A 13,813-nucleotide genomic window follows, 5' to 3' on the forward strand; every position below is an offset into this window, starting at 1 on the left:
CCACCTCAATAAGTAGTCGGAGCTATAGCTTTTCTCTAAACTTTATTCTTAGCATTTTGGCACTTTTGTCTTAGTGCAATTCGCCGGTACAGACCTAAAAATCAGTAGGTCACCAACTACTGCTCTTTCGGAGCCGGCTCTCGGCTATTCGTGGAAATGCTTAAACTGGCAGCGAATGACCTGGATCGTTTGATTCAGACAATTCGCAGTGAAGGTTACCAGCTCTTTGGCCCGATACTGCATAACGGGGCTATTACCTATGGTGAGATTGAAACTCCCACAGATCTACCCCAAGGATGGACGGATCAGCAAGAGGCGGGGCAATACCGGGTGGAGCGCCGCAATGACAAGGCTTATTTTGGCTACGCCGTTGGACCCCATTCCTGGAAGCAGTTTCTTCAGCTGCCCCAACGCCAGCTCTGGAGCGCTAGCCGCTATGGAGAGGATGTCCAGATTCTGGAAATTGAAGAGCCTCCGGTCAAGTTAGCGTTTCTCGGTGTTCGCAGTTGCGAGCTACACGCCATTGCTATCCAGGACCGTGTCCTCGCACAGGGGGATTACGCCAACAGCAGCTATAAGGCACGTCGAGCTCAGCTGTTCACTATCGCTGTGGAGTGCACAACAGCAGCAAATACCTGCTTCTGTACCTCAATGAACACAGGCCCGCAGGTGCAACTGCCCAGTGATCTGGTAATCACCGAAGTTCTGACCTCCGATGCCCACTTCTTCCTCATACGCAGCGGCAGCCCTCAAGGCAACAGAGTGTTAAAGCAATTACCCACTGTTGACGCATCAGAAACGGAGAAACAAGAGGGGCAAGCTGCCGTTCAGCAAGCCGAAAATCAAGTGGGTAACGGTAGCCGCAGCTTTGACAGCTCTGACCTGAAGACACTGCTTTATCGCAATTATGACAACCCAAACTGGGATAAAGTCGCGGAGCGCTGCCTCTCCTGCGCCAATTGCACTATGGCTTGCCCCACGTGCTTCTGCTCAACCGTTGAGGACACAACAGATTTAACCGGAAATGAAGCTCAGCGCTGGGAGCGTTGGGATTCCTGCTTTACGGCTGAGTTGAGCTATTTGTCTGGCGGCCCGGTAAGGGCGGATACCCGCAGCCGCTATCGGCAGTGGATGACTCACAAACTGGCCACTTGGTATGACCAATTTGACAGCTCTGGCTGTGTCGGCTGTGGACGTTGTATTACCTGGTGTCCAGTAGGCATCGATATCACGGAAGAGATACAGAATATTCGCGCCCAGGAACAAAAATGAAAGTTGTCACCACCTTACTCAAGGAGCACCCTTTCTTTACCGGGTTGGCAGACAAGGACCTGGCATTCCTCTCCGGGTGTACAAGCAATAGTCACTATAAAGAAGGCGAATACCTTGCCAGGGAAAACACTCCGGCTAGCCATTTCTTCTTAATTCGATCTGGACGTGTCGCCGTAGAAACCTTTGTCCCCAACTATGGGCCCCTTTGCCTGATGACACTGCATGGTGGAGATATATTCGGCTGGTCCTGGCTGTATCCTCCCTACTTGAGTGCCTTCGATGCCCGGGCCCTGACCTCAGTTCGCAGCCTTAAACTCGGCGGGCAGTGCCTCCGAGATAAGTGCGAAAAAGAACCGAGACTCGGTTTCGAATTGATGAAACGGTTTACCAAAGTTGCTACAGAACGATTGCAAGCAGCACGAATACAGTTGTTGGACCTTTACGGGCCACATCCGTCACAGGGAATCCCTCGCTGTGATCCCTGAATTATGGCGTGTTGCCCATCGACGCGAAGAATTTCCTGGCACTGTCACTCTATCCCTGACACGAGAGGCTAGGGGCCCATCACCCATTCAGCCCGGGCAATTCAATATGCTTTATGCCTTTGGTGCCGGGGAGGCTGCTATCTCCTTAAGTGGCCCCAGCACGTCATCGGCTGACCCACTTACCCATACGATTAAAGGCCAGGGGCTTGCTACCCAAGCGCTTTGCAAACTGGAAGTTGGAACGCAACTGGGCATCCGGGGACCATTCGGGCAGGGGTGGCCAACTCACCTGGCGGCAAATCGTCCCTTAGTGATTATCGCCGGCGGACTTGGGCTAGCGCCTTTACGCCCCCTGATCTACAGCTTTCTTAAGGGGCACTTGCCGGCCAGGAGCCTACAAGTTTTCTATGGGGCTCGTCGCCCCGAAGAAATGCTTTACCAGCCAGAGCTTGGTCACTGGCGCAGCTCATTTGAACTGGTGACATCTGTGGACCACGCCAGCACAGACTGGAACGGGCATATTGGTGTGATTACCGACCCTCTGCGTGTCACTCATTTGGAGTGCAATGATGCTTTAGTGTTTGTGTGTGGACCCGAGATCATGATGCGCTTTTGCATACAGGTTCTTCTCCATAAAGGTGTGACTGAATCCAATATCTATCTATCCATGGAGCGCAACATGAAGTGTGCCATTGGAATCTGCGGCCACTGCCAGTGGGGACCTAACTTTGTTTGTAAAGATGGCCCTGTCTTTTGCTACCGGGATATTCGCTCATGGTTTCAAATCAACAGCCTATAGCTAGTAGTAATCCTACCCCCAAGCTTGCTGTCTGGAAGTTCACCTCCTGTGATGGTTGCCAATTGAGCCTATTGGATTGCGAGGATGAGCTTCTCTCTTTGGCAGCCCAGGTAGATATCGCCTATTTCCTGGAGGCTTCCAGTGAGGTGAAAGAGGGTCCTTTTGATATCTCTCTCGTTGAAGGCTCCATTACCACGCCAGCAGATGAAGAGAGAATCCTAGAGGTCAGACGTCAGTCCCGCTTTCTAATCAGTATTGGCGCCTGTGCAACAGCTGGAGGGATTCAGGCACTTCGCAACTTTGCCGATGTGCAGGAGTTCACCGATGTGGTCTATGCCCACCCGGAATATATCGCCACTCTCAAGGAATCCACACCAATATCAGGGAGGGTAGCAGTGGACTTTGAGTTGCAGGGGTGTCCTATCAACAAGCATCAACTGCTCGAAGTAATCAGTGCATTCCTGCACCGGCGAGCACCCCAGGTTGCCAATCACTCGGTGTGTATTGACTGTAAATTGCGCGGCAATGTTTGCATCTGGGTTGCCCATGGCACCCCCTGTATGGGGCCTGTTACACACGCGGGATGTGGCGCTATTTGCCCCAGTTACAACCGCGGTTGCTACGCTTGCTACGGTCCCAAGGAAAATCCCAACACCGAATCACTTTGCCACTGGTGGGATGAAAAACTAAATGTAGAAAATACTTTAATTGTTGAAAACCTTAGGAATTTCAATCCACTAGCGTCTTCTTTTAAAGTACAAAGTGAAGATAGGCAAGAAGATGGGGAGCGTTAATCCCCCCAAACATTGGTGATAAATCTGCCCCCAGGTGAGCTTTATGGCGGATCGCAGCAAAACGATTAAGGTAGATTATCTCGCTCGGGTCGAAGGGGAGGGAGCCCTCCATATCGACTACGACGATAGCGGCGTACAAAATGTACAGCTCAAGATTTTTGAGCCCCCCAGGTTCTTCGAAGCCCTTCTCAGAGGGCGCGATTACTTGGAAGCCCCAGATATCACCGCACGCATATGTGGGATCTGCCCGGTGGCCTACCAGATGAGTGCTGTGCATGCCATGGAGAATGCCCTGAACCTAAAGCCCGACGGCGCTTTGCGTATGCTTCGTCGATTGCTTTACTGCGGTGAATGGATCGAGAGCCATATGCTGCATATCAGCATGCTCCATGCACCAGATTTCCTCGGCTACCCCAATGCAGTCGCAATGGCTAAGGATCATCCAGAGATTGTTAAGAACGCGCTGGAGATTAAAAAGGCGGGCAATGCCCTCGTTCGCCTTATTGGTGGCAGGGAAGTACACCCGATTAATGTGAGGGTAGGGGGTTTCTACAAGGTTCCGGAAGCTCGTGAACTCACAGCCTTGGTAGCGCAGCTGGAAATGGCCCGGGATCTCACCGAGCGACTGGTGCGCTGGTCCGCAGCTTTGCCTTTCCCCAGCTACGAATGGCGAAGGGATAATCACTACGAATTTGTCGCTCTAACCCACCCGTCAGAATACCCAATGAACGAGGGCAGGATCACCTCCAGTGCGGGACTCAATATTAGCGCCCAAGACTATGAGAACCACTTTGAAGAAGAGCACGTCGCTCACAGCACCGCGCTGCACTGTACTTTACGGGAGCGGGGTGCCTATCTGGTGGGCCCCATCGCACGCTACAACCTTAATCGCGACAAGCTGTCGCCTCGAGCATTGCAATTAGCGGAGGAGATCAACTTTACCGCCCCCTGTTTAAATCCCTTCCAAAGCATCCTCGTTAGGAGCCTGGAGGTACTACATGCCTTTGAAGAAGCCCTGCATATTATTGATAGATACCAACCCCCAGCCGAGCCTCATTTAAAGACCGAGCCGAGAACCGCAAGCGGCTGTGCAGCCACCGAAGCACCCCGTGGGCTTCTATATCATCGCTACGATATTGATGAGAAAGGCAAGATTACGACAGCAAAAATTGTCGCTCCCACCTCCCAAAACCAGAAGACCATCGAAGATGACCTCCGCTTGATGTTGCCGAGCTTTATGCACTTTCCTGAGGATAAATTACAGGGGCTATGTGAACGGGCGATAAGGAATTACGACCCTTGCATTTCCTGCTCCACTCACTTCCTACAGCTACATTTGAATTATGGGCAAGCGGAAAGTAAGCAATCCATGGTTACTGGTAAGCCTGGGCAACCCCCTGCGCGGTGATGATGGAGTAGGGCCACATATCATCGCTCGACTTCGCCAAAAACTTGGAGGGGCGGTGGAATACCTCGAAAGCGGCGGCGATATTTTACATTTGCTCGCGCAATGGAAAGGTCGATGGGTTTGCCTTGTAGACGCCATGATAAGCGATCAGCACCCTATCGGGGAGGTTGTCACCATTGATGGGCTTGAGAGTGCTCTTGCTCCATCGATGTGCAATACATCAAGCCATGGATTTGGGCTGACCGAAGCGCTGACCATGGGAAAGCACATTAATTCGCTGCCGGCACATCTGGATGTTTTTGCGATCAACTCAGAAAGTCTGGCAAAAGGGCAAGGGTTATCGCCCAAAGTGGCCAGTGCAGCCCATCGAGCAGAGCAAATGATTATCGCGCACCTAACGCTATACAGCGGAGACCACTATGCACGAACAGAATCTCATCAAAAACCTGATCGATAAAATCCAGGAACTGGCCTCTGATGAACCCGGCAGGCCGATCGGCGTTCGCTTACGCTTGGGTGCCCTGGCGCATATGTCTGCAGCGCATCTGAGGGAGCATTTTGACAGGGAGATACTCGGGACTTCTCTCGAGGGGATTAAGCTGGAAATTGATGAGCTTAAGGATATTAATCACAAGGAAGCCCAGGATGTAATCCTGGAGAGCTTAAAGTTTGAGGAGACTGATGGCCACTGAACGCCGCCGGATTGAAATCGCCGGATTGGTGCAGGGAGTAGGATTCCGGCCCTTTATCTATCGCCTGGCCGATAGCTTTCAATTGAAAGGCTGGGTGGCCAACTATAGCGGCGGCCTGAGAATTGAAGTCCAGGGCAAAAGCCGGGAAATCGAAAAGTTTATCGATAAGTTATCTTCAGAGAAACCTCCCTACAGTCGCATCACTCACATTGAATCCTATCCGGTGGCTCTTCAGGCAGAATACGGTTTTCGAATCTTACCCAGTGTCCGTGATGCCAGTAGTTCAACCATCGTTTTACCAGACCTGGCTCCCTGTGATGATTGCCTCAGGGAATTGTCAGACCCTAACAATCGCCGCTATGACTACCCGTTTATCAGCTGTACTCTTTGCGGCCCCCGCTACAGCATCATTTACAAACTGCCCTACGATCGTGTCAACACCTCCATGCACCACTTCCCTTTGTGCGGAAAATGCTCGGGGGAGTACCGGGACCCCCTCAATCGGCGCTTTCATGCGGAGCCCAATGCCTGCCCCCAGTGCGGCCCTCAATTGCTTTTCTGTAATACTGCCGGCGTTACAATTGCGAAGAAGAGTCGGGCACTATCTAAAGCCCTTGATGCCCTTGCCCAGGGGAAAATTATTGCCCTTAAAGGGGTAGGCGGCTTTCAACTGTTAGCCGACGCCTCCAATGGTAAGGCGCTCGCCAACTTGCGCCAGCGCAAACAACGTCCGCATAAGCCGTTCGCGCTTCTATATGACGAGCTGAAAAGTGTCTGCCAGGATTGCTGCGTCTCGGAGCAAGAGGCGCAGCTATTATCGACCCGAGAAAGACCGATTGTTCTACTGGAAGCGAAGGATGACAGTCACTCCAGGATACATCCGCTGGTCGCTCCAAATCTTGCCGACTTGGGGGTGATGCTGCCTGCATCACCTTTACATTACTTGCTTGCGCAAAAGTATCGAGCTCCTCTTGTCGCAACTAGCGGCAATCTCGCAGAAGAGCCTATTTGTACAGAAAATGATGAGGCATTTGAGCGCCTGGGTAAAATCGCTGACTACTTTCTGGTTCACAATCGTCGAATTTTGCGCCCGCTGGATGACTCTGTACTCAGGGTGGTCAATAACCGTCCGCTGATGTTGCGTCGAGCCCGGGGCTACGCGCCACTTCCCATCACCTTGCCTGTTCCAGGCACAAAGGGCGAAGGTGAACGAGAGAGCTTCCTGGCCCTGGGCGCGGACCTGAAAAACACAGTTGCACTGTCTCACGCCGGGTGGGCTTATCCGAGCCAACATATTGGCGACTTAGGTAGTGCCAATACCCTGAAGCACTTCAACCAAACTATTGGCGATCTCACCAAACTACAGCAGTGCCGCCCGAAAAAATTAATCCACGACCTCCATCCAGGCTATACCTCTCACCGCTGGGCTATGAAGCAAAGAGCTGTGCGTATTGGCGTTCAACACCATATTGCCCATCTATTCTCCTGCATGGCAGAACACGCTCACTCAGGACCTGCACTGGGAATCTGCTGGGATGGAACTGGTTACGACCGCAGTGGCATTGTTCGCGGTGGAGAATTCTTTCACTGGAATGGACAGTCTCCTGTCAAACACATCGCCAGCTTTCGCACATTCCCGCTGCCAGGCGGTGAAAAGGCCGTACGAGAGCCCAGACGCTCTGCGGCCGGGCTTCTGTATGAAATCTCAGGGTTTGTCGCCCTGGAAAATCGACAATTGAAGCGCTGCTTCACCCGCTGCGAGCGTCAAAACCTGGTCACCATGTTAAAAGGTGAGATTAACAGTCCACCATGTAGCTCTGTCGGCCGCCTTTTCGATGCGGTATCCGCACTCCTGGGACTGACTACGCATACCAGCTTTGAAGGGCAGGCCGCCATGGCTCTTGAGCAGTGCTCCCGTGGCGTCAGCTCTAAAGACTGCTACCCATTTACTCTTATTCAAAAAGGGGATCTGCTGGAACTGGATTGGACACCCTGTATTAGTGCTTTGATCTACGATGAAAACCGATCACTGCCACAAAGGGCCGCTGCATTTCACAACACCCTCGCGCAGATGGCGCTGGCAGTAGCAACGCAACAAGGTGAAAAGAATATCTTTCTGTCCGGCGGTGTATTCCAGAACAAGCGGCTTACCGAAACCGTCACTGCGCTCCTGGAAAGCCAGGGCTTTTCCGTTCACAGCCACAGCGAGGTCCCCCCAAATGATGGCGGAATATCGCTGGGCCAGATCCACTACGCACAATGTATGGATGCTGCTGGGCAATCATTGGGAGAGGAGAGTTCCTAGTGTGCCTGGGAGTTCCCGGAAGAATCGAATTAATAGAGCAAGAATCAGCCATGGAGCGCACTGGAAAAGTTTCCTTCGGCGGTATCAGTAAAGCTGTAAATTTATCACTGGTACCCGAGGCTGAAGTAGGAGACTACGTGATCGTTCATGCTGGAGTCGCGATCAGCAAGTTGAGAGCAAAAGAAGCAAATAAGGTTTTCGAGTACCTCAAAACATTGGGTTGAGTCAGCCTGTAATGAAATACCTCAAGGAATACCGCAACTGCGAGAACATCAAGCTAATTGCGGCAGAGATTCAGAAAGTCACTACTCGCCCATGGACTCTAATGGAGATCTGTGGAGGGCAAACCCATGCCATCGCAAAATACAACTTGCAGCAATTACTGCCCGAGGAGATTCAATTAGTACACGGACCCGGTTGCCCGGTTTGTGTCACACCTCAGGAAATCATCGATAGAGCTATTGCGATTGCTGCAATACCGAATGTTATCTTCTGCTCCTTTGGCGACATGTTGCGAGTCCCCGGTTCAGATCGAGATTTACTAGAGGTCAAAGCTGCCGGAGGCGATGTCCGTATTGTTTACTCGCCGCTGCAAGCGCTCAATGTGGCAGAGCAGAACCCCACCAAGCAGGTCGTATTCTTTGCAGTGGGTTTTGAAACGACTGCTACCGCCAATGCCCTGGCGCTGTCCCTCGCCAAGCAAAAGCAAATCGACAACTTTTACGCATTGATATCCCAGTTTTTGGTTACACCGGCGATTCAATCGATATGTGCCCGTGAAGACTGCCGGATTCAAGGTTTCCTAGCTGCCGGTCACGTCTGTGCAATAACCGGATATCGTCAGTACCGCAGCTTGGTGAAAAAACACCAGATTCCAATAGTGATCACGGGCTTTGAACCTCTGGATATTCTTGAAGGCGTACTCCGGTGTGTCCGTCAATTAGAAAGTGGTCGCAGTGAAGTAGAAAACCAATATCAGCGCGCGGTTACTAAAACAGGTAATACCGTTGCCCAGGACTTGATTAAACAGGTTTTTAAAGTAGCAACACAACAGTGGCGCGGCATAGGTGAAATTCCCGCTAGCGGTCTGGTATTGAGCGATGATTACTCAGGATTTAATGCAGAACAAACATTCAATCTGCCAACATTGAGCATTTCTGAAAACAGGGGCTGTATCAGTGGGGATATTATGCTGGGGCTAAAGAAGCCTGGGGATTGCCCTCACTTCGCTAAGACCTGCCAACCCCAGCAACCGCTGGGGGCGCCAATGGTTTCCACTGAAGGCGCTTGCGCGGCCTACTATCGCTACCAGAATCAGGTGGAATCGAATGAATCTGCAGTGTCCAATTCCACCAACCGCTGACGAGGTCGTACGCCTTGGCCATGGCAGCGGTGGGGAGATGACCCAACGCTTGATCGATCAATATATTCAACCTGTATTCTCTAACCCCTGGCTATCCCAGGCCCATGACAGTGCAACACTTCCATGGAAACCTGATCAGCTCGTATTTACCACCGACTCCTTTGTCATCTCACCACTTTTCTTTCCCGGAGGAAATATCGGTGAGCTCGCCGTTTATGGCACCGTCAACGATTTGGCCATGGCAGGCGCGGAACCCAAGTTTCTAAGCTGCGGCTTGATTCTCGAAGAGGGGTTACCCCTGAAAACTCTCCAACGGGTTCTGATCTCGATGGCTGAGGCTGCCCGGAACTCAGGAATTACCTTAGTCACCGGCGATACCAAAGTGGTAGAGAAAGGGAAGGGGGATGGGCTCTATATCAATACCAGTGGCATCGGTACCCTGATAAGAGAACAACCCATTGATCCCAACCGCATTTGCCAGGGTGATTCTATTATTCTATCCGGCGATATTGGCCGCCACGGAATGGCGGTAATGGCCTGCCGCGAAGGACTCGAGTTTGAAAGTGATCTCCTCAGCGACTGTGCACCACTGAATGGTGTAGTTGCACAAATGATCAATGCCGGAATTGAAGTTCATTGTCTGCGAGATCTCACACGTGGTGGGCTTGCCACTGCACTGGTGGAGCTAGCAGAGAGCTGCGGAAAAACCTTCATTTTGGAAGAAAGCAAAATTCAAGTATCCGATGCCGTACAGGGCGCTTGTGAAATTTTGGGCCTCGACCCACTATATGTCGCAAACGAGGGACGTTTTGTCGCTATTGTCCCTGAAGGCGCCTCCAAGCAGGCAATTTCCATCCTTCAAGAAGCAGCAGCGGAAAGCGCCTGTGGTTTTATCGGTACAATTGAACAAAGAAATTGCGCCCAAGTCATTCTGAAGAACAGCTTGGGATGCGATCGGTTATTACAACGGTTACCAGGGGAACAACTACCGAGAATTTGCTAAGGATTTTATTGGCAGAATATTCATAGAATTAATCAGTTCCTCTCACCTTCAAGATCCTAACCTTTATTTAGTCTTGGATATTGCTGACCCATTTGGCCTGCGATTAATAAGACCCACAAGCCTTTTAACCGTTGATTTTTCCGCTGTAGCGGTAAGTAGTAGGGCAGGGAATATACATGAGAGCCACCGCATATTTTGCAATTTCGTTACTTTTAACCTCCACAATCCCAATTTTCGCTAACGCTCAATGGGCAATACCAGAAGTTGGGCCTCAAGGTCATCCAGACAAAAGGTGCAAACGGGTTAAGCCGCGTTTTGACAAACTATTTAAAGCACCGATCGACGAGTGCTTTAACGGTATTGGCCAACCCTACCCGGAATTGGTCGATGGGGTATGTTCTGCGGGGGAGCCTAAACGCAATAGTGCACAGATCTGGGGAATGGCTGAATCTCCCAAGTTTTTGTATTGGGGAACAGGTGCCAACGTTCCTTGTACCGCACAAGCGGCCCCGGATGCAGTTTTGACTCCAATATTTGCGCCAAACCAGGGATGGGTATGCGAATTCAATCAAGGGATACTGGCCCAGGAAAACCCCAACCTTAAAAACCTTGGCGATTGGCGGGCACCGACAGCTTACCGCATGGACACTTGTACCCTGGAAGTAACAGAAATAACCCCCACTTATGACCCACTTCTTCAAGACACATTGGGGTTCCGCTCGGGTGGCTATGCTGACGATGTTATTTTTCTTGCGGGACCCGGCGGTGTCCAAGAAGGTATAGCCGGCGAGGGCGGCGGTAACAGCATCATTATGATGGCTTGGCAGGCAAGTACCGGGCAGTACTTGGGATCGAAAAGATTCCCTGAGTATTCAAACATCCGTAAGTTTTTAAATTACAAAGGTGTGTTGTACACAGGTGTTCGATTACAAGAAGACCTGGGTGGATCAGGCCAAGTCCTTCGCTGGATGGGCGATCTGCATGATCCATTCAAGTTTGAAGCAGTGGGAACCATGGAAAGCACCCCTGCAAACCTGACTGTACATAGAGGGCGTATATTCTCCTCCACCTGGCCCAATGTTAATACTCAAACAGGAGAAGTTCTGGCCTATTCGGGAATTGTAATGAGCCCCAGGATACCTCCCGGAGGCTTTAAGCCCAGTGATGTTGAAGAGTGGGAAGAGGTCTGGAACATCACTGAGTACGAACCAGACCTCATCAGTGCTAGGGCCTATGCGGGCGGAGACATTACATCATGGCAAGGAAAGCTCTACTGGGGCACGATTAACTTTCCATTAGGTGGTTTCAGAAGCCATGTTCAAGCCTATGGCGAAACCTGGGATACGCCTATTGGTGAATTGGGAACCATAATCGCAACTCATCGTGCAACCACTGTGTTCAGTGGTGACCGATTCACCAGAAAAAGTAAGAGAGATAAAGGGAAGAAGAAACCGAGGGTTAATGTCCTATATGGGTATCAAAGTGTCCAGGTTTGGGACCCAGATAGTAATGAGTTTGTGGATACTCAGACACTGGCTGGGGCCCCAAAGCTAGGCAGAGCCGGATTGGGTTGGCCATTTAATGTATACACATGGCGCCTGGGTGTAACTGGAGACAATATGTATCTGGGTACCCTAGATGTCAGTAAGCAATTTGCAGCTCTAATAGAGAGTGGAACTGACCCCGCAGGTGAACTTCCAGCAGAACTACTTATGCTACTGGAAAACGCACTATCCAACCCGGTAACATCTGGCGCAAAGCTCTATCGATTTCTCTCGCCAAATCAGCGCGCTATTCCTGCAACTATAAATGGTGTGGGCAATTCAGCTAACTTCGGTTTTAGAACGATGATTAATCACCCAACCTTCATGTGGCTTGGAACAGCGAACCCATTTAATCTCAACCCTGATGGCGGTTGGGAGCTATATCGATTCGCTCCTATCGCCCCCAAGAAACCGAAATGGGTTGATGGTATGCAACAGGATTAATTCATCGCCATATCTATCTGACTAGCTGGGTCTGCTCCCCATTTTGGGGTACAGACCCAATTAGGTTGCGTTCAATATTTGAACATATAGAATCAATACTCAAAATAGTTAAAAATTACTGAGTACCTCATGACAATCTCCACATCCTTAGCTCTGTTCATTTCAATGCTAGTTCTAGCACTGATACCTGGGCCAGGAGTATTAGCTGTTGTTTCCCGGTCAGTGACACTCGGCTTGCGCCAGGGGTTAATTACAGTAGTGGGAATTGTTGTAGGTGATTATTTCTTTATTTTGTTAGCCCTGCTTGGCCTAGCAACGCTAGCCGAAACCTTGGGGAGCTTATTCATCGTTATTAAATATGCTGGAGCCGCCTATCTTATCTGGCTGGGAGTGAGTCTCTTTCTCTCAGCAAAGAAAAGACAAGTCGACCAAAACCAAATAGCAACAAGCCACTCCCATAGCAGCTTTTCAAGTTTTCTACTGGGCTTAGTCACCACGCTGGGTAATCCGAAAGCTATTCTTTTCTACGTAAGCTTCTTTCCAGCCTTCCTCGATCTAACTCGCGTTGCTTCTTTGGACATTGCAATTATATTTGCAATTGCAACGCTAGCCGTAGGCAGTGTGATGGCCGGTTATGCGTACCTTGCCTGCAAGGCACGGTCAACAATCAGCCAATCAGGAAAGACCCCGGCTCTAAAATACGGCTCTGGGGCTTTACTTATAGGAAGTGGTGTTTTTATTGCGGCAAAGAGTTAGTGCCTCCACTAGGTGCAGTAAGGAGCCTCTGAGTAACTCCGTAATGCCTCTGCGGGTCTTGAAGGCTGCAGATGTTAGGCGCAGCTCGCCGCGAATGGCCGTAGCTCTTTGCAAGAGCTGCAACGCAGCAGCTGTGGCCTTCAAGGCCCGCCCTTCGGGGCTTGCAGAGCGATTCACACTCCGCGTTGCGACTTCTTGAAAGGTCTAGACATTCCTGCGAAGCCGCGCCTTGATTGTGAACCGCTCTGCATGCCAGAGGTATCACGGAGTTACTCAGAGGCTCCCTAATTACTGCTCTCTGTTAGTTAGTCTAAGGAGGACGACCGTTTTACTTAGCTCTAAAGCTACTCACTCATGTCGGCCTGCTAATGCTACTTCTAGTGCCTTCCTGATTATTTTTGCATCATCCAGTGCTCGATGAACTGTGAATTTGTCAGAGTCCTCCAGCTTTTCGCGCTCATTAATGAATGCTCTTAGGTGATTTTCAGAGCCACCAATTAGCTCCTGAATATCCCTGAGTTCAAACTCCTGATGAATGCCAGTATCAGAAAAAAGGGCATTGCACCAAAAACTGTCCCAGTGCAGGGCATCACAATAGACAACTTGGCCTGAAAGAATCCTGTTTAGGCTATAAGCCACTGTAGTTGGATAAATACCCTTGGATTCCAGCTTTGATTGGGAAATGTTATGTATCGATTCAGCATCATCGGACCAATAAGACCAGTGTGGCATTGGTTTTATTAGCGCCTGGTATTCCACTGTTTCAGAGCAGAGGCCAACTTCTATAGGGTAACTCTGCTTGGATAAGCCACTGGCTTCGAAGTCAATAATCCACATGATAAGAACGTTAAGATATGGAAGAAAGGTAAAAGAACTTAGCACCTCTTCCTTGCTACCTTCCAGTCTGTCTGCATTTTCAAGCCAATTGAACAAACATGTATCTTAAGA

The 13,813-nt window shown here is 50.5% G+C and carries 14 protein-coding genes; 13 read left to right on the forward strand and 1 reads right to left on the reverse strand.

Annotated elements, in window-relative coordinates; translation table 11 throughout:
- The first annotated feature begins 156 nt into the window (after nucleotides 1-156).
- From ACJJI8_RS17770 to ACJJI8_RS17830, 13 genes are all read left to right on the forward strand, one after another.
- Nucleotides 157-1,272: a 4Fe-4S dicluster domain-containing protein gene (locus ACJJI8_RS17770; protein WP_444933203.1), complete on the forward strand. Its 1,116-nt coding sequence runs from the start codon at nucleotides 157-159 to the stop codon at nucleotides 1,270-1,272.
- Nucleotides 1,269-1,757 carry a cyclic nucleotide-binding domain-containing protein gene (locus ACJJI8_RS17775; RefSeq protein ID WP_444893901.1) on the forward strand — a complete coding sequence of 163 codons (489 nt, stop codon included), beginning with the start codon at nucleotides 1,269-1,271 and terminating at the stop codon, nucleotides 1,755-1,757. Before ACJJI8_RS17770 ends, ACJJI8_RS17775 begins: the two co-directional genes overlap by 4 nt.
- Entirely contained in the window at nucleotides 1,747-2,556 is an 810-nt protein-coding gene (locus ACJJI8_RS17780) for an FAD/NAD(P)-binding protein (RefSeq protein ID WP_444933204.1), read from the forward strand. Before ACJJI8_RS17775 ends, ACJJI8_RS17780 begins: the two co-directional genes overlap by 11 nt.
- The gene (locus ACJJI8_RS17785; RefSeq protein WP_444933205.1) at nucleotides 2,532-3,350 is read left to right on the forward strand and encodes an NADH-quinone oxidoreductase subunit B family protein; all 819 of its coding nucleotides are present in this window, start codon (nucleotides 2,532-2,534) and stop codon (nucleotides 3,348-3,350) included. The genes ACJJI8_RS17780 and ACJJI8_RS17785 overlap by 25 nt, the downstream gene beginning before the upstream one ends.
- Before the next feature lie 43 nt (nucleotides 3,351-3,393).
- A complete protein-coding gene (locus ACJJI8_RS17790; protein ID WP_444933206.1) occupies nucleotides 3,394-4,758 on the forward strand; it encodes a Ni/Fe hydrogenase subunit alpha in 1,365 nt (454 codons plus the stop codon).
- Entirely contained in the window at nucleotides 4,694-5,215 is a 522-nt protein-coding gene (locus ACJJI8_RS17795) for a hydrogenase maturation protease (RefSeq protein WP_444933207.1), read from the forward strand. Before ACJJI8_RS17790 ends, ACJJI8_RS17795 begins: the two co-directional genes overlap by 65 nt.
- On the forward strand, nucleotides 5,178-5,450 hold the full coding sequence (locus ACJJI8_RS17800; RefSeq protein WP_282932830.1) for a hydrogenase/urease maturation nickel metallochaperone HypA: 273 nt from the start codon (nucleotides 5,178-5,180) through the stop codon (nucleotides 5,448-5,450). The genes ACJJI8_RS17795 and ACJJI8_RS17800 overlap by 38 nt, the downstream gene beginning before the upstream one ends.
- A complete protein-coding gene (hypF, locus tag ACJJI8_RS17805) occupies nucleotides 5,440-7,755 on the forward strand; it encodes a carbamoyltransferase HypF (RefSeq protein ID WP_444933208.1) in 2,316 nt (771 codons plus the stop codon). The genes ACJJI8_RS17800 and hypF overlap by 11 nt, the downstream gene beginning before the upstream one ends.
- On the forward strand, nucleotides 7,755-7,979 hold the full coding sequence (locus ACJJI8_RS17810; RefSeq protein ID WP_444893906.1) for a HypC/HybG/HupF family hydrogenase formation chaperone: 225 nt from the start codon (nucleotides 7,755-7,757) through the stop codon (nucleotides 7,977-7,979). The genes hypF and ACJJI8_RS17810 overlap by 1 nt, the downstream gene beginning before the upstream one ends.
- Before the next feature lie 11 nt (nucleotides 7,980-7,990).
- Entirely contained in the window at nucleotides 7,991-9,118 is a 1,128-nt protein-coding gene (gene hypD / locus ACJJI8_RS17815) for a hydrogenase formation protein HypD (RefSeq protein ID WP_444933209.1), read from the forward strand.
- Nucleotides 9,084-10,121, forward strand: a complete 1,038-nt coding sequence (gene hypE / locus ACJJI8_RS17820) for a hydrogenase expression/formation protein HypE (RefSeq protein ID WP_444933210.1) — start codon at nucleotides 9,084-9,086, stop codon at nucleotides 10,119-10,121. Before hypD ends, hypE begins: the two co-directional genes overlap by 35 nt.
- A gap of 176 nt (nucleotides 10,122-10,297) precedes the next feature.
- On the forward strand, nucleotides 10,298-12,109 hold the full coding sequence (locus ACJJI8_RS17825; RefSeq protein WP_444933211.1) for a hypothetical protein: 1,812 nt from the start codon (nucleotides 10,298-10,300) through the stop codon (nucleotides 12,107-12,109).
- A gap of 129 nt (nucleotides 12,110-12,238) precedes the next feature.
- Nucleotides 12,239-12,865, forward strand: coding sequence for a LysE family translocator (locus ACJJI8_RS17830; protein ID WP_444933212.1), 627 nt, complete (start codon nucleotides 12,239-12,241; stop codon nucleotides 12,863-12,865).
- A 348-nt stretch (nucleotides 12,866-13,213) separates the two neighbouring features.
- Here ACJJI8_RS17830 and ACJJI8_RS17835 read toward each other — a convergent pair whose 3' ends face one another.
- Nucleotides 13,214-13,798, reverse strand: a complete 585-nt coding sequence (locus ACJJI8_RS17835) for a hypothetical protein (protein WP_444933213.1) — start codon at nucleotides 13,796-13,798, stop codon at nucleotides 13,214-13,216.
- Between the last annotated feature and the right edge of the window lie 15 nt (nucleotides 13,799-13,813).

The sequence above is a fragment of the Microbulbifer maximicatervae (SeqCode) genome, from assembly GCF_052467695.1.

What these genes read in the sequence shown, in the direction of transcription:
- ACJJI8_RS17770 (WP_444933203.1), top strand. Translation starts at nt 157, where the DNA reads ATGCTTAAACTGGCAGCGAATGACCTGGATCGTTTGATTCAGACAATT.
- ACJJI8_RS17775 (WP_444893901.1), top strand. Translation starts at nt 1,269, where the DNA reads ATGAAAGTTGTCACCACCTTACTCAAGGAGCACCCTTTCTTTACCGGG.
- ACJJI8_RS17785 (WP_444933205.1), top strand. Translation starts at nt 2,532, where the DNA reads ATGGTTTCAAATCAACAGCCTATAGCTAGTAGTAATCCTACCCCCAAG.
- ACJJI8_RS17790 (WP_444933206.1), top strand. Translation starts at nt 3,394, where the DNA reads ATGGCGGATCGCAGCAAAACGATTAAGGTAGATTATCTCGCTCGGGTC.
- ACJJI8_RS17795 (WP_444933207.1), top strand. Translation starts at nt 4,694, where the DNA reads ATGGGCAAGCGGAAAGTAAGCAATCCATGGTTACTGGTAAGCCTGGGC.
- ACJJI8_RS17800 (WP_282932830.1), top strand. Translation starts at nt 5,178, where the DNA reads ATGCACGAACAGAATCTCATCAAAAACCTGATCGATAAAATCCAGGAA.
- hypF (WP_444933208.1), top strand. Translation starts at nt 5,440, where the DNA reads ATGGCCACTGAACGCCGCCGGATTGAAATCGCCGGATTGGTGCAGGGA.
- hypD (WP_444933209.1), top strand. Translation starts at nt 7,991, where the DNA reads ATGAAATACCTCAAGGAATACCGCAACTGCGAGAACATCAAGCTAATT.
- hypE (WP_444933210.1), top strand. Translation starts at nt 9,084, where the DNA reads ATGAATCTGCAGTGTCCAATTCCACCAACCGCTGACGAGGTCGTACGC.
- ACJJI8_RS17825 (WP_444933211.1), top strand. Translation starts at nt 10,298, where the DNA reads ATGAGAGCCACCGCATATTTTGCAATTTCGTTACTTTTAACCTCCACA.
- ACJJI8_RS17830 (WP_444933212.1), top strand. Translation starts at nt 12,239, where the DNA reads ATGACAATCTCCACATCCTTAGCTCTGTTCATTTCAATGCTAGTTCTA.